The sequence below is a fragment of the Cystobacter fuscus genome, from assembly GCF_044360685.1.
Classification (GTDB): Bacteria; Myxococcota; Myxococcia; order Myxococcales; family Myxococcaceae; genus Cystobacter; species Cystobacter fuscus_C.
Genome location: NZ_CP043491.1, coordinates 6,055,940 through 6,073,160, shown reverse-complemented (window position 1 = coordinate 6,073,160; position 17,221 = coordinate 6,055,940). Strand labels below are relative to the sequence as shown.

Genomic DNA, 17,221 nt, shown 5'->3' with positions numbered 1-17,221 from the left:
CGAGGAGGCGCCGGAGCCCGTTCCGGGAGAAGGCGAGGTGAAGATCAACGTTCATGCATGCAGCGTGAACTTCGCCGATCTGCTCATGATCGGTGGAACCTATCAGACCCGGCCGCCGCTCCCTTTCATTCCGGGGCTCGAGGCGGCGGGCACGATCGCGAGCGCTCCAGCAAGCTCCGGGTTCCACGCGGGAGACCGTGTCGTGGCGTTCTTGTGGCACGGGGGCTATGCCGATCAAGCCGTGGCGGCGACTCGAGAAACCTTCCTGATACCCGCTGGTATCTCGTTCGAGGTCGCGGCGGTGTTGACCAGCGCATTCGCCAGCACCGCGCTGGCGCTGCATCGCGTCGCCTGCTTGAAACCGGCACAGTCGCTCCTCGTCCTCGGCGCAAGCGGAGGTGTGGGGCTCGCGGCTGTGCAGATCGGCAAGGCGATGGGCGCAACCGTCATCGCGGTCGCGAGCACGGCGGACAAGCTCGCCATGTCGCGCGAAGCGGGCGCGGACCATGTCATCAGCCACGGCGACCCGGACTGGAAGGACCAGGTCCTCGCCGCCACGGGGCCGTCAGGCGTGGATGTCTGCATCGACCCTGTCGGCGGTCCCCTCTTCGATCCGGCGCTCTCGACCCTTGGCTGGGGTGGACGGTATGTGCTCGTCGGATTCGCCGCGGGGCAGGTTCCCCAGATTCCAGCCAACCGGCTCCTCGTGAAGCATCGCTCGGTCCTGGGCTCCTCGCTGCGCTACTTCCGCTTCCACGATCCCTCGGCCTTGAGGGAAACGTTGGAGCAGCTCTTCGAGTGGTATGAACAGCGGAGAATCACGCCGCGAATCACCGGCCGGCTGCCCCTGAGCATGACCTCCGAGGGGCTGCGTGCGCTCGCGGAGCGACGCGCCACGGGGAAGATTGTCGTCTGCGTCCGTGACGATGGGCGCCAGCCGCCATCCGGACCCTGAGCATTTGTTGGAGCCGTGCGAACCCTTGATCACAGAGGTCCATCACATGAGAATCTTCAAGAACCCAGATGATACCCGGGAGGCCATCCGCTCGTCCGTGCGGGCTTTGTGTGCGAGGTTTCCTCCGAAGTACTGGCGGACACTCGATGCGCAGCGCGAATACCCGCACGAATTCGTCAATGCCCTGACGGAAGCCGGGCTGCTGGCCGCGCTCATTCCGCCCGAGTATGGCGGAACGGGCCTCGGGCTGCTCGAGGCCTCGACCATCCTGGGTGAGATCAATCACTTGGGCGGAAACGCCTCGGCCTGTCATGCCCAGATGTATGTCATGAACGTGCTCTTGCGCCACGGCTCGCAAGAGCAGAAGAACCGGTTCCTCCCCGAGATCGCCGCCGGCCGCCTTCGTCTACAGGCGTTCGCCGTGACCGAGCCGAATTCAGGTTCCGACACCACCGCGATCGAAACGTCCGCGGTCAAGTCCGGTGATCGCTACATCGTGAACGGACAGAAGATCTTCATCTCCCGAGTCCTTCAGTCCGATCTCCTGATCCTGCTCACGCGGACGACCCCCCGGGCGGAGGTCCGCAAGAAGACGGATGGGATGAGTGTGTTCCTGCTCGACCTCCGGACCACGAAGGGGCTCGAGGTCCGGCCGATCCGGACCATGCTCAATCACGCGACGAACGCGCTCTTCCTCGAGAACGTCGAAGTGCCGGCCGAGAATCTGATTGGCGAAGAAGGGAAGGGCTTCTCCTACATTCTGGACGGAATGAACGCGGAGCGGGTGCTCGTCGCGGCGGAGGCCATCGGGGACGGCCAGTGGTTCATCGAAAAGGCCGCGGCGTATGCCAAGGAGCGCGTCGTCTTCGGCAGACCGATCGGCGCCAACCAGGGCGTGCAGTTTCCCATCGCGAAGGCGCACACGGCGCTCAACGCGGCGGCGCTGATGACCGAGAACGCCGCGGTCCTCTTCGATTCCCACCAGGCCTGTGCCGCCGAGGCGAACATGGCGAAGTATCTGGCCGCGGAGGCCGCCTGGGAGGCCGCCAACGTCTGCATGGACACCTTCGGAGGTTACGGCTTCGCCGAGGAATACGACGTGGAGCGCAAGTTCCGGGAGGTGCGGCTGTTCATCAACGCACCGGTGAGCCGGAACATGGCCCTGGCCTACATCAGCCAGCACGTCCTGGGACTGCCACGGTCCTGAGGCTACTCCCGTGCGCCCCCGCGCAGGCCCAGCACGATGACGGCCCACTCGTCCGTGGCGTCCCGGTACGTCTCGATGTGCTCGAAGCCGACGCGGGCGTGCGCCCTCATCGAGCGCGTGTTGCGCGTGGCCACCTCCGTCACCGTGAAGTCGAAGCGCGCCCCGTAGCTCGCGCGGTGCTCGCGGTAGAGCGCGTCGAACACCCCCTGGCCCCGGTACTCCTCGGCCACGCACACCTGGCCCATGACGTAGTACTGGTACTCGCGCAACGGACGTCCGCGCCAGCTCAGCTTCTCCAGGAGCTGGAACATGGGTTCCAGGACGGGGACGAAGGTGCGCGCCTCCACCGGCATCACCAGGGCGTAGCCCGCGAGCCTCTCCCCAGCTTTCGCGATGACGCTCGGTGTGCGCGCGTGCATCCGCTCCAGCACATCCAGCGTGTGGGCCACGGTGACGAAGCCCTCTCGCGCGGCCTGAGCGGGGGAGACGTGGTCGCGCAGGTTGGCCGCCTGGAGCTGGAGGATCTGCTCCAGTTCCTCCCGGCGAGTGACGAGGCAGGTTCGAATCGGCGTTGACGAAGTCATGGTGACCGGCAGCATACCGAAGTACAATTCTCCGGCTATACTGGACCAGTTCGGAGACTCGAATGACCTGTCGCCGCGCACTGCGGGGAACTCCTCCACTGTCCCGGGGACAGGCTGCCGCGGACCCGAGTGGCAACGGCTCGCGGTGTGGACCTGCCCTGAGCGGGCCGCGATCAACAAATCAGCGTCCGCCGCGCTTGCGGGGCGCAGCCTTCCTGCCTGAAACGTTCAGCGCCACGGCCGCGCGGATGAGCGTCCTCAGGGCCATCGATCTCCTCGCCCTCGTGGATGTCGATGGATCCGTCGCACGTTCCCAACCGTGACTTCTGGCACATGTGCTCATGAAGATAGACATATAGACTGGAGGAGGCTCGATGTGTGGCTTTCCCTGGAAGACAGTCTGAGCGCTCTTCATGGACACGCCAACGTCGAACTCTTCAAGTTCCTCTCTTTATTTTGGTGATGGATTGAATTACCACGTGGAGGGGCCGTCCCTCCATCGCGGAGGAGCACGGCCGCATCCCCTTTGATCAGGAGTCATGCAATGCAAGGCAATACAGGAAGATGGATGTCCAGACTGCTGGGAGTCTGGCTCGGAGTGCTGATGGGGGTGGGCTGTGGTCAGCCCACGGTCGAGCCGGGGGAGCACGCGCGGCTCGGCGCTCCTCTGTGGGCCTCGCCGTCGCGAGCCCGTCTCTCGGCGAGCGAAAATCATTCTCTGGCATTGCGCCCGGATGGCACCGTCTGGGCCGCGGGCGCCAACTTCGCCGGACAGTTGGGAGATGGCACCACGAGCAACCGCTCGGTGGCGGTGCCGGTGCAGGGGCTGAGCGGAGCGGTCGCGGTGGCCGCGGGCGAACTGCATTCGCTGGCGGTGCGTCATGACGGCACCGTGTGGGCCTGGGGCGACAACTCCTACGGCGCGCTGGGGGATGGCACTGGGAGCAACCACAGGGTGCCGGTGCAGGCGCAGGGGTTGAGCGGGGTAGTGGCCGTGGCCGCGGGCTCCTACTACTCGCTGGCGGTGCGCTCGGATGGCACCGTGTGGGCCTGGGGCTACAACGCCGCCGGCCAGCTGGGGGATGGCACCACGAGCGAGCGCTTCGCGCCGGTGCGGGTGCAGGGGTTGAGCGGGGTGGTGGCCGTGGCCGCGAATTACCACCATTCGCTGGCGGTGCGCTCGGATGGCACCGTCTGGGCCTGGGGCGACAACTCCTCCGGCCAGTTGGGGGATGGCACCACGAGCGCGCACTTCGTGCCGGTGCAGGTGCAGGGGTTGAGCGAGGTGGTAGCCGTGGCCGCGGGCCCCCTGTATTCGCTGGCGGTGCGCTCGGACGGCACCGTCTGGGCCTGGGGCTCCAACGCCCACGGTGGGCTGGGGGATGGCGTTGGGAGCAACAGCCTGGTGCCGGTGCAGGTGCAGGGGTTGAGCGGGGTGGTGACCGTGGCCGCGGGTTTGAACCATTTACTGGCGGTGCGTCATGACGGCACCGTGTGGGCCTGGGGCGCCAACTACTACGGCCAGCTGGGGGATGGCACCACGAGCTGGCGCCGGGTGCCGGTGCCGGTGCAGGGGTTGAGCGGGGTGGTGGCCGTGGCCGCGGGCTACCACCATTCGCTGGCGGTGCGCTCGGACAGCACCGTGTGGGCCTGGGGCGACAACTCCTCCGGCCAGCTGGGGAATGGAGGAGTTCCCACCTACTCAACCACCGCCATTCGCTCGTTGCTGTAGCATGCATTGCCCCCCTCGGTGAGCCCTGGCTGTCCGCACGCGGCTCGCGCTTTCTCATCATGGCACGGCTCGTGCCGGAGGAGGGAGCTGGATGGAGGCTCTTCACAACCTCGAAGGCGGCGCGTCTTCCCGGAGCAGGGACAGTCTCTGCGTTCAATCCCCTCGAAAGGAAGCTCCATGCCGAAGTCCTTGAACGATGTCTCCAAGCTCGCCACCCCCATCCAGACGACCGCGGCGGACGTGATCATCAGCGGCCACGGCGCGTACAACCACAGCGGCGAGACGACCATCCCCGATGGCTTCGAGCTCTGGGTGCTCGGTCCTCCGGGCGCCTCCATCTCGGATCCGCTGGGCGGCGCGCTCGAGTCGGGTACGCGCATCACCAAGCTGGGCATCCAGAGCCCCACGACGCACGAGTGGAGCCCGGTGGGGCCCACCGTGTACGCCGCGGGGACGAAGGCGCCGGACTACTCGCTCTACGCGCCACGCGGCCTGCAGCTCAAGCCCGGCGGCCCCCACCTCATCGGCGTGGAGGGCGCGGGAGGCCAGAAGCTGTCCACCCTGTGGGCGCGCGTGCACACCTTCGCCCAGCCCGGTAAGACGGTGCGCGTCTTCTGGGCGGCCTGCAGCGCCATCGCCGGCGCGCAGAACCCGGTCGTCTGCCACCAGTAGTCCTCGCTCGAGGCCAGGGAGGGGCGCGGCTTCGCGCTGCTCCCTGTTGGCCCCTCCGCCGCCTTCACGACACGGACATGCCGCGCATCCTGGGTGCCGAAAGGTGCACGCCAGGATTCACGCGCGGGCCGATGCCTGGCGGGCCCGGCTCCCCACCACCGCCACCCGGGCCCTCGCCCGTGACGTCAATCGTGTGCCCCGCGGGCATGCCGCCCCTTGTTACGCGAGATCCACTCGGCGAGCGTCTGTAGTTTCGGGTTCAACTCGCGCGAGAGGACGGGATCCCGGGCGGCACAGTACTGTTGCTCGAAGTCGCGCATGAACTGGAACATGTTCGCCAGGTCGCTGGCTCCAGGGAAGTTGAACGTCCGGTACACCTCCGGCGGCATGCTGCTGTAGTCGACGTCCTGTCCGGTCACCTGTTTCAGCGTCGCGGCGATCTGCTCGCCTGTCAGGTGCTCGCTCGCGAGGCCCACCGTCCTGCCCGCCATGCCGGTGCCACGTTTGAAGATGCCGTGGATGCACTCGCCGATGTCCTCCATGGCCATGCCCGGGAGCTTCTTGTCCTCCATGGGCAGCACGAAGGTGAGCTTGCCGTGGGGGTCCCGCTTCTCGCCCATCCCGAACAGGAACAGGTTCTCCCAGGAGAAGGGCGTGAGGAGGAACGTCGTCGGCACCTGCAGGTCCGTGAAGTGGCGATCGCTTTCGCCCTTCGCGTCGAACTGCGGAACCTTGTACCTGCCCTTGAGCGTGGGCATCCGCGAGTCCTCGAGCGGGATCAGGCGGCGCGTGTCCTCCTGGGTCGACCAGATGGTGTGCTGCACGCCCGCGTCCCGGGCGGCCAGGGCCATCGTCCGGGCTTGCTTCACCTCCTTCTCCGGCGTGGACTGCTCCCAGAAGTTCGTGACGCAGAAGGCTCCGTAGGCGCCCGAGAACGCCGCCAGCATGCTCTTCGGGTCGTTCACGTCGGCCGCGACGACCTCGGCGCCGAGCTTCGCCAGCTTGCGCCCCAGCTCGGAGTTGGGCTTGCGCGTGAGGGCACGCACCGTGAACTCCCCGTGGGGGTTGGCGAGGATGGCGCGCACGAGCCCTCCTCCCTGCTCTCCGGTTGCCCCCACCACCGCGATGATCTTCTTGTTCATGAGCGTCTCCTCGTGTCGTTGTTCCGCGTTGTCCATGGGCTCACGGGCACTCGCCCTCCGCCTCGGCGGAGTCATCGGGCGGGGCGCTGCTGCGCGGCGGCAGGAAGGTCCGCGCCAGCCCGGCATACGCGAGCAGCAGCCGTTTCTCCCCCCGCAGCAACAGCAGACAGTTGCGCTTATTGCGCGAGAGGTTCTCCTCCAGGAGCAGACGTTCGTCCTCCTCCAGCGTCGTCTCGAAGCCCGCGAGCCGCGCTTCGCAGAGCTCGCCGAGGGCACCGAGGACGCGCTCCTCGGTGGCCATGCTCAGGGGCCGCACCAAGCCGAGGCCCTCCTCCATCTTGGCGGCGACGGTGAGGTGGGCGAGCTCCTCGGTCCCCGCGTACGCCACGCGCAGGAAGGAGAACATCGCCGCGGTCGCCGCGTGCTCGTAATGCAGGGGCACATCGAAGCGGCGCCGGGCGGTGGGGTTGGAGAGCGCCAACAGCTCCCGCTTCTCGGCCGCCCAGGGGTCGTCCTCGGGAATGCCCAGGTAGAGCACCAGCTCGTCGTCCGCGTTGTGCTCGGGCACGAAGCCGTAATTGAGCAGGAAGCGGTAGTTGGGTTTGACCCCGTAGCTGATGTGGATCTCCTCGCCGGCGGGCACGTCCTTGAGCGCCACCAGCACGAAGGCCGCTCCGTCCTCCGACATGCCCCACGCCGCCTCGGGCGACTGCCGATGGTTGAGCATGTCCGCCAGCGGGACGAAGCCCCGGACGAACTGGCCCTCCAGCGTCAGGCCAAAGGTGCGGCTGAGCAGCGTGAACTGTGCCCAGAGAAAAGCGTCGGGGGTGTAGCGCGAGAATCCCGGGACGCGCTCGATCAGCTGGGCGTACTTGCCCAGCAGCAGCTCCCTCCACCTCGCGACCTCCCGCAGCATGGCGGAGCCCTTCAAGAGCGAGAGCTCCTCCTCGGTGAAGAAGAGGGGCAGGTGGGAGAAGTCCTTCGGGAGGAGCTCGAGATAGGGCTTCCAGGTGGAGTCCTCCCGCTCGCGCTCCTGGAGGAGGAAGGCGGCCAGGTAGGATTCCTCGTCCGTATGGGGTGCGTGGGCCTCGATGAGGCGTCCGATGTCCGAGGCCCTGGCGCGCTCGAGCGTCAGCAGGCACTGGCGCGGCACCCGGAGAAGCTCCTCACCCGGCTCGATGTCCGCCCGGGCGAAGACGCCGCGCTCGCCTCCCTCCAGGTGGCCGATGCGCAGCTTGGGGAAGCTCGCGCCCGCCCGTTGGAGCCAGTCGAGTGCGTGCCGCTCCTTCTGGAGGTTCTCGTCTACGTGGTTGTCCAACTCGCCTTCGAGGTACGCGCTCATCAGCCCCGCCCAGCATGTGGTGGTGTGCGTGGGAGAAGACGCGGCAAGCGGACGCGCTGTGATTTTCGGCTCTTATTGTCGAGGCAGCCAACCCAACACGCCGGGAAGTGGTGACAGGGCCCCATGGGTCCATCACGGACGGTGAAATGGAGGAGCGGGCCAGTTCCTGGTCGTCAGCCCGCCCGGGAGAGGGGAGGCTTCACGCGCCGGGGCACATTCCACTCGGGACCTTCAACGGAGGCTGTCGTGAAGATGGAGCGCGGCGACCTGGGAGACATGCATCTCCCGTCCTGCCCGGCGGAGTCCATGCCCGCTTCCCTGGTGCTCCCCGTGCTGCAAGGGGAGGGACTGCCGTCTTCCGTCCGCGTGCGCACCTGCGCCTGGAAGCCCTGTCGGCTCGCCTTCTTTCTCTGCTCGCGCTGCAACCGGGGCAACCTGTACTGCTCGCGTGTCTGCTCGCAGCAGGCGCGGCGCCTGCGCCAGAGGGCCGCGGGGCAGCGCTACCAGCGCAGCCGCAAGGGCCGCTTCAAACATGCGGCCCGTCAGGCCCGTTACCGCTCCCGGTGCCGTGCTCTTCAAAAAGTGACGCATCCCTCTACACAGCCAGTGCGGCGTCTCGGCAATCTGCTCGCATCGACGGAGGGCTCGGTCCACTCACCCATAACGCCTCCCGTCATGAGAGACCATGCGGAGAAATCTCAGGCGTTTGGCGGTGAGCGAATGCGGGCCGTTGCCCGGCCCGGCGGGCAGGGGAGGTTGGAAGAGGGCTTGTCGGCGCGGGCTGGCACCGCCCTGAGTGGGTCGCCGCACCCATGGCACTGCATCCGCTGCCGGCGTTCCCTGAGCGCGCTGTAGCAGGACCCTGAAGCGCGAAGACGCCGACGAGGTCCCCCGGTTCAGCTCTCCATGCAAGCGCCTTCCTCCGGCCCGAGCCCCTCATGGGTGCGGCGGGCTGACAGGAATTGGCACATTCATGTCAAACGCTCGAGCGGATTTGCTTGTGAATACTTCATTTGGGGTGAAAGTCATTTCACAAACACGGAGCCGGTTCGTCTACAGGGGGCATCCTTCAGGCACTGGAATCGTGAACCATCCACCGAACTCGTCTCCGTTCTGGCAGGTCTGGCTGCAGCACAAGGACCATCTGCATCAACAGGGCCTCCGCCTGATGGGAGGGAACGCGGCCGATGCCGAAGACGCGGTGAACACGGCGATGCTCCGGGCCTTCCAGCGGTTTTCGTCCTCCGGCGGAGAGATTCTCAACGAGCGGGCCTGGTTGAGCCGGATCCTCCACAACATCTGCATGGACCTGCACCGGGAGCGCCGGCGCCGGGGCGAGCCCGAGGAACTGGTGGAGGGCACGGAGGCGCTGGAGGCCTCGTCCCCGGAGGCGCTGCCCGACGAGGTGCTGCTCGAGAGCGAACGCGCCGAGAAGATCCGGGCCTGCATCCAGGCGCTCCCGCCCAACCTGCGCAAGCCCTTGATGATGCGCTTCCTGCAAGACATGTCCTATGCCGATATCGCGCTGCAGTTGGAGCTCACCAACTGCAACGTGAGAAAGCGCATCCAGCTCGCCTACGGCATTCTTCGCACCACCCTGTCAGACGCGATCCTCGCGCGCTGAGCCGTTCCCCGGGCACCGCGCCGCACCTCCTCGTGGAGGCCGGCCAGGTGCCCGAAGCGTGTCGGGCCCTGGCCGGGACTTCTTCTCACTCCGGGAGGATGCGCTGCCGGACGTAACGTCCCGGCGCCGGCTCGATGGGACGCAACGCGCCGTCACCCGGCAGCCGCGCCGTCACCTGTTCCCCCGAGCGTCCGGACAGCCACACATCCCAGTCCGTCCACCACGAGCCAGGGCGTTCCTCCGCGCCCGCGAGCCAGGTGTCCACATCCGGTGCCAGCTTCTCCGGACCGGAGGAGACCCAGTGGCGGTACTTCTTCGCGGCGGGAGGGTTGATGACTCCGGCGACGTGACCGGAGCCCGCGAGGACGAAACGCACGGGCCCGGAGAAGGACCGCGCTCCCCGGTACACGGAGCGGAAGGGGGCGATGTGGTCTTCCCGGCAGGCCTGGACATACAGGGGAATGCGCACCCGGCCGAGGTCGAGGGGCGTGCCATCGAAGGAAAGCCCTCCCGGCTGGACCAGCAGGTTGCGCAGGTACATCCCCCGCAGGTAGGTGGCGTGCGCGCGCGCGGGCAGCCGGGTCGGATCCGAGCTCCAGTACAAGAAGTCGCTCGGCGGTGGCTCGCGGCCAAGCAGGTAGTTGTTCACCACGAAGGACCAGAAGAGATCCTTCGCGCGGAGCAGGTTGAAGGTGCTCATCATGTCGGCGCCATCGAGGTAGCCACGCTCGCGCATGCGGGCCTCCAGCCGCTCGAGCTGGGGCTCGTCGATGAAGGCGGCGAGGTCTCCCGGCTCGCTGAAGTCCACCTGCGTGGTGAGCAGGGTCGCGTTCTGGATGCGCTCGTCTCCCCGTGCGGCCAGCCAGGCCAGCGCCGCGGACAACAGGGTGCCGCCAATGCAGTAGCCCAGCGCGGAGACCTGCTGCTCCCCCGTCGCACGGGTGATGGCCTCGAGCGCGGGAAGCAGCCCGCGCAGCAGGTAGTGCTCCAGGTCCACGTCCGCGTGGCGCTCGTCCGGGTTCACCCACGAGAGGAGGAACACCGTGTAGCCGCGCGCCACCGCCCAGCGGATGAACGAGTTCTCCGGGCGGAGATCCAGGATGTAGTACTTGTTGATCCACGGAGGCACCACCAGCAGCGGGCGCCGGTACACGGTGGGAGTGGTGGGCCGGTATTGGATGAGCTGGAAGAGGGAGTCCTCGTGGAGGACCTCGCCCGGTGTGATGGCGAGAGTCTTCCCCAGCTCGAAGGTCCGGGTGTCCGTCATCCGCGGGGCGGGCCATCCCTGTCCGCGTTCGAGGTCCGTGAGCAGTGCCTCCAGGCCGGACAGCAGGCTGCGGCCACCGGACTCGCGTGCGCCGCGGAGCACCTCCGGGTTGAGGGCGGGGATGTTCGAGGGCGAGAGGGCCTCGGTGAGCTGGCGGGCGTAGAAGCGGGCCTGGTGCGCCGTGTGCTCGTCCACACCCGGCGCATCCGCCACCACCTGCTGCAGCCAGTCCGCGCCCATCAGGTACGAGCGGCGGACGAGATCGAAAAAGGGGTTCTCCACCCACGCGGGATCCCGGAAGCGGCGGTCCTCCCGTGCCGACGGTTCGGCGCGGGAGTCGCCCGGGGTGAACCACAGGCGCGCGGAGCGCTCCCACAGCGCGCACCCCGCGGCCATCATCCTCTGGGGGTCCGTGGCCCGCCGGAGGAGCACTTCCACGAAGGCGCGTCGCATGGGTTCCAGGGAGTCATTCATGGTCTCTTCGCCTTTCCTCGACTCGAACCATCGCGCTGTCGCCTGGCAGGCCCGGAGCAGGGTCCGTTCCAGCCGCCGCGCGTCTTCATCACGAGCATCCATGGACGCGTCCGCGCTCAGAACATGTGCTGCCCACCGTTGACGGTGAGCGTGGAGCCCGTGATGAAGCCGGCCCGGTCGGACGCGAGGAACGTCACGGCCCGGGCGATCTCCTCCGCCCGTCCGAACCGCCCCACGGGGATGCGGGCACGGATCTTCACGAGCTCCTCGGGGGGCACGGCCTTCACCATGTCGGTCTCGATATAGCCGGGGGCGATCAGATTGGCGGTGATGCCCTTGGCCGCGCCCTCGCGCGCCAGCGCCAGGGTGAAGCCATGCATGCCCGCCTTGGCCGCCGCGTAGGCCGTCTGGCCGAGCTGGCCCGTCTGCCCGTTGATGGAGCCAATGTTGATGACGCGCCCGAAGCCCCGCTCACGCATCGAGGTCATCACCACGCTGCTCATGTTGAAGCACGAGGTGAGGTTGGTCTGGATGACCTCGTTCCACTGCTCGGGCGTCATCTTGTGCAGCATGGCGTCCCGGGTGACGCCGGCGTTGTTCACGAGGATGTCGACGGGACCCCCGAGCGCCTCGACGATCTTCTTCACCCCCTGGACGCAGGCGTCGAGCTTGCTCGCATCGCACTGGAACGCCGGAATGCCCGTGCGCCCGGTGAACTGCTGCGACATCTGTTCGTTCGCCAGGTAGGTGACCGCCACGCGGTAACCCAGTTGCTTGAATGCCTCGGCGCTCGCGGCGCCAATTCCGCGCGTGCCTCCAGTCACCACTACAACGCGTCCGCTCATCGTGATTCCTCGGGTTGGGAAGAACTGCGCCTGGAGGACGGATGCGCCGCCCGGCTTGTGAAATCCCCGGGAAATGGCCCCGCGATTCACAGCCAGCCGTGCCCGGACGTTCCTTCCTCGCTGTCCCGTGGAGAGGGGAGCTGTGCAGGGTGGGATTGGGAGACGTCAGTACCCCTCTCCGCGGGGCCGCACCACCCGTGCATCACCCCCGAGAGGACACACATGACACAGCAGCAGACCACCCAGACCCGGCCACAGGTCATCACCGTCTTCCAGGGCGGGGGCGCGTTGGGCGCCTACCACGTGGGAGCCTACCAGGCGCTGGAGGAGGCCGGGCTTCACCCGGACTGGGTCTCCGGCATCTCCATTGGAGCCTTCACCGCCGCGCTCGTCGCGGGAAACCGCCCGGAGAAGCGGCTCGAGCGGCTGGAGGAGTTCTGGCGTGAGGTGTCCTGGCCCGGCAGCGAGTGGGGCTCCCTGCTCAAGGGTCCCATGCGCCGGCTCTTCAACCTCGGCAGCCACATGACCGGCCTCCTGTTCGGCCAGCCCGGCTTCTTCTCCCCACGGGTGATTCCTCCGGCGCTCGCGCTTCCCGGCACGCCCGAGGCCATGAGCTTCTACTCCACCCGGCCCATGCACTCGACGCTGCGGCGGCTCGTGGACTTCGAGTACATCAACTCGCGTGCGACGCGGCTGAGTCTCGGCGCCTCCCGCGTCAGTGATGGTCAGCTGGTGTTCTTCGACAACACCCGCGACACCCTTGGCCCGGAGCACGTGCTCGCCAGCGGCGCGCTGCCCCCCGCCTTTCCCCCGAGCCGCATCAACGGTGAGCTCTACTGGGACGGGGGGTGTGTCACCAATACACCGCTCAATGCCATCCTCGATGACCCGCCCAAGCGGCGCACGGTCGTCTTCATGATCGATCTGTTCGACGCCCGTGCGCCGGAGCCGCGCACCCTGGAGGAGGCGAACTGGCGCATGAAGTCCATCCAGTTCGCGGGCAGGTCGAGCGGCCACGTCGATCAGTTCGCGACCGTGTGGAACCTGCGCCAGACCGTGAGCCGGGTGACGCAGCAGGCGTCGGCCTCCTCTCCGGTGGCCTTCAGCGACGCACCCGAGGCGCCGCCCGCTCCGCGATTGGACATCATCCATCTCACCTACCAGCGCGGCGAGCACCAGATCGACAACAGCGACGCCGAGTTCTCCCGGGCCTCCATCGCCGAGCGCCGGGCGGACGGCTACCGCGACATGAAGAAGGCCCTGGAGACCTTCCCGTGGACGCAGCGGACGGCCCCCGAGGGGATGCCGCAGGCGTTCAGCGGCGATGACGGCGACGAGGGCGCGGTCGTCCACCGGCTCGGCGGTGAGAAGACCCACGGAAGGTGAAGCAGCCGTAAACCCAGAGGAGACGAGCCAATGGCCGAAGACACGAAGAGAGATGCGTACGGAGCCCTGTTCGACATGGGGCGGGTGTTCCTGCAGCAGGCGACCACCGCCCAGCGCTCCGTGCTGGATTACTACCGGCAGTTCACGGAAGGCGAGGGCGCCGGGCGCTCGCTGCGCGCGTACCAGGAAGACCTGGTGCACAAGACGCTGGAGGGACTGGAGCCCTTCTTCGCGCTCGAGCAGTCGACGCGCCAGCAGGTGCTGAAGGCGCAGGCGAGCCTGTTCGAGCTGTACGACGAGACCCTGCGAGGCGTCGCGCGCTCCACCGCGGAGCAGCGCACGCCCCGCTCCACCTGAGCCTCGTTGTTCCAGCGGGCGGCCCCGGGCGAGACGTCCTTCGCCCGGGGCTTCGTCTTGTCAGCCGTTGCGCTCAGCCCCGCTTCGCGCCGAGGTGGGCCACCAGGGCTTGACGGCCCCCCTCCAGGAAGAGCTGCTCCCACTGTTGGAGCTGCTCGGGGCTCACCCCCAGCTTCTGGGCGAGCTCCAGCCGGTGCGACGCCAGCTCCAGCACCGCGAACTCGAGCTCCTTGGCGTCCTGGGGCGCACGGGGCGGGGTGGGGGCCACCGGTGCCGGCGCCTCCGGGGACAGGGCGGGCAGGCCCAGGGACGAGGGGAGGGTGCGCTCGAGCGCCGGCTGGGCCAGCGGCAACTTCACCGCCGGATCTCCCAGGAGGACGTAGCCGCTCAAATCCTGGCGGAGCATCCACAGATGGGCCCGCTGCAACGGCTCCACCTGCGAGGGCCGCCCGGCGCCGCGGGCCTCCTCCTCCACGTCATACAACGTGGTCAGCTCGAGGTTCGCCTGGTTGAACCCGCGCATCAGCCAGCCCATGCCCAGGCCGGCGCGGCGGCCCCGCGCGAGCTGCTGGAGCGGCTCGAGGAAGCGGGACACCTTGCCGCGGCGGCTGTCGCGATCCTGGAAGCCATACGTCCAGGCCAGGTCCACGTGGCCAAAGACAGCCAGCGGCCCGTTGGGGTTGGCCAGCGCGGCTTGCGGCAACGCGGCGACGAAGGGGCGCTCACCGGGCTGGGGGAGCGAGGCCGTGAGGGAATCGAGCCTCCCGCTGAACTGGCCTCCCGCCTGGAGCTGCCGCAGCCAGTGCTGGAAGGCGCTCCGCGACGGGGTGCCCGCGCCGAAGCAGGCGAAGAGGAACCAGATGCCGCCGGGCAGGAAGGGCCGGTTGGCCAGGGCCGCGCCATCCAGGTGCTGTCCCTCCCCGAGGTTGAGCGCCCCCTGGAGCGCGAGCCGGGTGTCGGCATTGCGCCACCCCGCGCGCGGGCTGCCGAGCCCATGGCTCATGGAGAAGAGGATCGAGGGCTGTGCACGCGCGGCCTGCTCGAACAGCGCGCCCACCCCAGGCTCTCCGGGCCCACCGAGCTCCCTCAACTCCCGCATGGGGAAGCGGCCCAGCTCATGCGCCTGCCGCGCCGAGGCGATGCCGGGTGCCACCAGCGACTGGTAGCCCGTGGTGGTGGCCGCGGTGCCGTCATGGACGGTGAAGAAGAGCGTGCGCGCCTGCTCCTCGGTGGAGGGCTTGTTCTCCCAGCGCAGCACCTTGTCCACGTAGGCCTCGTAGTCCTGCTCGCGCCGGAAGGCCAGCCGCCCGACGAAGGCGCTGCTGGCCGCGCACTGCTGCAGCTCGAAGGGCACCTGGTCGAAGTCCCCGAGGAAGAGCAGGTAGCGCGGCCGGTCCGCCACGGGCACCGACTCGTCGTCGAGCACGGTGCGCACCCACCGGGAGAAGTGCTCCAGGCTCCGCGCCTCCGCGGCCAGGCCCTGCTTCACCCGGTAGACGCGCACGGGGTGTCCCTCCTGCTGCTCCTGCCGCCGCTGGCGCAGGGGCTCGATGAGCGCGAGCAGCCGGTCTCCCTCGGGCCCCTCCGGAGCGACGAGGCCCCAGCGCTGCGCGGGCAGCGAGTTGGGATCTTCCCCGTCATCCCATAAGTGACTCTCCTCGTGGGCCTCACGGGCTTCATCGCGCGGGGCCTGGGCCGCGGCCTCCGCGGGCAGTCCCTCGGGCGTCACCGGTTGGTGGGAATCCGCGTGGACGAGTAACAGCTCGACGTTTTTCGTACTCATGACAGGTCCTCTCGTGTGGGCCCGGGATGCGGGCTCCCCACGGAGGACGCGATGGGCCCGACGGTGTGAGTGGCGCCAGGGCTTTTCCATTGCGTTGTCATTCACACACATGGCTGTCCCCCGTCCTGAGAACGTAGTGCCCGGCATGATGCCGGTTAACCCAATCCCGGGAGGGATTCATGCAATCCGCAGCTCAACTCTCCACCTATATCATCGCCTTCGCGGGCGCCGCACGCACCGCTCAGCGCCTCATGTCGTCGGGCATGGATCCGATGACCATCGCCGAGTACTACTTCGAGGTGAACCTCACCGCCGACTTCGAGGTGAAGAGCGAGACGGAGGTCTCCCTCAACATCTGGCGCATGAACATCAAGGAGAAGCTGACGCTCGACTACAAGGAGCACATGGGCATCACCGTGAAGTGCACCATCAAGCCCGCGGCGGTGCTCGCCGCCCAGGCCAGCGGTGGTGGTGGCGGCGGGGCGGCCTAGCGCATTCCCCCGTCCTGATCTGCAATGAATGACATGCGGCGCCGCCGGTGCCCTTCACCGGGCCCGGCGGCGCTGACATGCCCCTCACCCCTCATCCCATCTCCCACCCATGGCACGACCCAATCCCACTCCTGATCACGCCCAAGTCCTCATTCATGACCTCATCCTGGCCGTCCAGTCGTCGCTGGACATCGCCGAGGAGACGGCGCGCAAGCACTACTCCTTCTCGGTGGTCGAGCTGGAGGTTTCCGCCAGCTTCGACTTCGAAATGACCGAGCAGGACAGCGATGTGCCGGAGGACAAGCCCCAGCCCAAGCGTTGGTTCTCGCTCTTCGGTGGCGGTGGCGCCAAGAAGGACCTCACGACCGCGCGGATGCACGACGTCAACGAGAAGGACTCGAGCAAGCTCACCGTCCGCATGCTGTTCCGTCCCGGTGGCAAGCACCTGGCGCAGGAGACGTCCTCGTCTGAGTCGTCGGAGAGCTCCTCCTCCCCGGCCGAGGACACGTCGAGCCAGCAGGACGCCTCCACTCCCGCCACCGCGCCAGCGAAGCGCTCGAAGTAGCCACGAAGAGACGCCAAGAGCTCGCGGCCCTCGTGGGCCGTGGGCTCTTCGTCGTTTCCGCGAGGGCCGGAGGAGCGTCTTGGGGGGGAGGCCCTCCACGAGAGCGGAGGGCCCGCGCGGTGACCGCTCAGTCGCCCAGCACCTTCAGCGCACGCTGGTAGTACGCGTCACGGGAGGCCTTGCCATTGAAGCCGCCGTTGATGCGTTTGGTGATGGCGTCGAAGTCGCCCTTGTCCGCGTACTTGTTGAGGTTGTGGCTGTTCCAGAACCAGGCGGCCGTGCGGAACCCCACGTCTGGATCCGCGGCGCGCGTGGGGTTGTTCTCCAGGTCGATGTTCAGCGCCTTCCCCGCGGCCCGGTAGTTGGCCCGGCCGGTGATCTGGATGGGACCGCGGCCCTTGTAGCGCACTCCGTCTCCCGGGTGCGTGTTGCCGAGATCCACCCGCCGCTCGTAGGCGCGGCCCGAGGCCAGTTCCTCGAAGTAGCGGAACTCGGCGCTCTCGTGGGCGAGCTGCGCCAGGAACGCCGCCCGCCGGCGCGAGGTGTCGATGCTGGACTCGGCCATGGCGTCGTTGAGGTGCGGCAGCAGCTCCTCGGCGCGCGCCTGCGCCAGCCTGGTCATGATCGAGCGGAGCTGCTCCACCGTCACCGCCTTGGCGGAGTCCTGGGTGGACTCCTTCTTGGCGGGCTCGGAGGACGAGGAGGACGAGGAACCGAATCCAAACAAAGACATGGGGCATCTCCTGTGTGGCGGCCACGGCACGAGGTGGGCCTGGTGGATGCCTGGAAGACGTT

16 protein-coding genes are annotated in these 17,221 nt (G+C 67.9%); 9 read left to right on the top strand and 7 right to left on the bottom strand.

Features of this window, described 5'->3' with window-relative positions:
• The first annotated feature begins 37 nt into the window (after positions 1 to 37).
• Together F0U63_RS24955 and F0U63_RS24950 are read left to right on the top strand one after the other, a co-directional pair.
• The gene (locus F0U63_RS24955; protein WP_395833084.1) at positions 38 to 955 is read left to right on the top strand and encodes an NADPH:quinone oxidoreductase family protein; all 918 of its coding nucleotides are present in this window, start codon (positions 38 to 40) and stop codon (positions 953 to 955) included.
• Positions 927 to 2,162 (top strand): acyl-CoA dehydrogenase family protein, encoded by a 1,236-nt coding sequence (locus F0U63_RS24950; protein WP_395848420.1) that lies wholly within the window; start codon positions 927 to 929, stop codon positions 2,160 to 2,162. Before F0U63_RS24955 ends, F0U63_RS24950 begins: the two co-directional genes overlap by 29 nt.
• Before the next feature lie 2 nt (positions 2,163 to 2,164).
• Here the strand turns inward: F0U63_RS24950 and F0U63_RS24945 are convergent, their stop codons facing one another.
• Positions 2,165 to 2,746 carry a GNAT family N-acetyltransferase gene (locus tag F0U63_RS24945; RefSeq protein WP_395833083.1) on the bottom strand — a complete coding sequence of 194 codons (582 nt, stop codon included), beginning with the start codon at positions 2,744 to 2,746 and terminating at the stop codon, positions 2,165 to 2,167.
• Positions 2,747 to 3,290: 544 nt separating this feature from the next.
• On the opposite strand from F0U63_RS24945, the gene F0U63_RS24940 reads away from it, so the two are divergent.
• Positions 3,291 to 4,478 (top strand): RCC1 domain-containing protein, encoded by a 1,188-nt coding sequence (locus tag F0U63_RS24940; RefSeq protein ID WP_395833081.1) that lies wholly within the window; start codon positions 3,291 to 3,293, stop codon positions 4,476 to 4,478.
• A gap of 177 nt (positions 4,479 to 4,655) precedes the next feature.
• Entirely contained in the window at positions 4,656 to 5,150 is a 495-nt protein-coding gene (locus tag F0U63_RS24935; protein WP_395833078.1) for a putative adhesin, read from the top strand.
• A 185-nt stretch (positions 5,151 to 5,335) separates the two neighbouring features.
• On the opposite strand, the gene F0U63_RS24930 is transcribed toward F0U63_RS24935, so the two are convergent.
• On the bottom strand, positions 5,336 to 6,292 hold the full coding sequence (locus F0U63_RS24930; protein ID WP_395833076.1) for an NmrA/HSCARG family protein: 957 nt from the start codon (positions 6,290 to 6,292) through the stop codon (positions 5,336 to 5,338).
• 40 nt (positions 6,293 to 6,332) lie between these two features.
• Positions 6,333 to 7,634 (bottom strand): SET domain-containing histone-lysine N-methyltransferase, encoded by a 1,302-nt coding sequence (locus tag F0U63_RS24925; RefSeq protein WP_395833074.1) that lies wholly within the window; start codon positions 7,632 to 7,634, stop codon positions 6,333 to 6,335.
• 1,084 nt (positions 7,635 to 8,718) lie between these two features.
• Between F0U63_RS24925 and F0U63_RS24920 the strand changes: the two genes are divergently transcribed.
• Positions 8,719 to 9,258, top strand: a complete 540-nt coding sequence (locus F0U63_RS24920) for an RNA polymerase sigma factor (RefSeq protein ID WP_395833072.1) — start codon at positions 8,719 to 8,721, stop codon at positions 9,256 to 9,258.
• Positions 9,259 to 9,343: 85 nt separating this feature from the next.
• On the opposite strand, the gene F0U63_RS24915 is transcribed toward F0U63_RS24920, so the two are convergent.
• Both F0U63_RS24915 and phbB read right to left on the bottom strand, forming a co-directional pair.
• On the bottom strand, positions 9,344 to 10,999 hold the full coding sequence (locus F0U63_RS24915) for a PHA/PHB synthase family protein (RefSeq protein WP_395833070.1): 1,656 nt from the start codon (positions 10,997 to 10,999) through the stop codon (positions 9,344 to 9,346).
• 116 nt (positions 11,000 to 11,115) lie between these two features.
• Entirely contained in the window at positions 11,116 to 11,844 is a 729-nt protein-coding gene (phbB, locus tag F0U63_RS24910; RefSeq protein ID WP_395833068.1) for an acetoacetyl-CoA reductase, read from the bottom strand.
• Between the two features lie 222 nt (positions 11,845 to 12,066).
• Between phbB and F0U63_RS24905 the strand changes: the two genes are divergently transcribed.
• A complete protein-coding gene (locus F0U63_RS24905; protein ID WP_395833066.1) occupies positions 12,067 to 13,230 on the top strand; it encodes a patatin-like phospholipase family protein in 1,164 nt (387 codons plus the stop codon).
• Between the two features lie 30 nt (positions 13,231 to 13,260).
• A complete protein-coding gene (locus tag F0U63_RS24900; RefSeq protein ID WP_395833063.1) occupies positions 13,261 to 13,587 on the top strand; it encodes a hypothetical protein in 327 nt (108 codons plus the stop codon).
• 73 nt (positions 13,588 to 13,660) lie between these two features.
• Here F0U63_RS24900 and F0U63_RS24895 read toward each other — a convergent pair whose 3' ends face one another.
• A complete protein-coding gene (locus tag F0U63_RS24895; protein ID WP_395833061.1) occupies positions 13,661 to 15,370 on the bottom strand; it encodes a hypothetical protein in 1,710 nt (569 codons plus the stop codon).
• A gap of 179 nt (positions 15,371 to 15,549) precedes the next feature.
• Here F0U63_RS24895 and F0U63_RS24890 point away from each other — a divergent pair, with 179 nt between their 5' ends.
• Positions 15,550 to 15,861 carry a hypothetical protein gene (locus F0U63_RS24890; RefSeq protein ID WP_395833059.1) on the top strand — a complete coding sequence of 104 codons (312 nt, stop codon included), beginning with the start codon at positions 15,550 to 15,552 and terminating at the stop codon, positions 15,859 to 15,861.
• A gap of 109 nt (positions 15,862 to 15,970) precedes the next feature.
• Positions 15,971 to 16,426, top strand: coding sequence for a hypothetical protein (locus F0U63_RS24885; protein ID WP_395833057.1), 456 nt, complete (start codon positions 15,971 to 15,973; stop codon positions 16,424 to 16,426).
• 127 nt (positions 16,427 to 16,553) lie between these two features.
• Here F0U63_RS24885 and F0U63_RS24880 read toward each other — a convergent pair whose 3' ends face one another.
• Entirely contained in the window at positions 16,554 to 17,159 is a 606-nt protein-coding gene (locus F0U63_RS24880) for a glycoside hydrolase family 19 protein (protein WP_395833055.1), read from the bottom strand.
• Positions 17,160 to 17,221 lie beyond the last annotated feature (62 nt).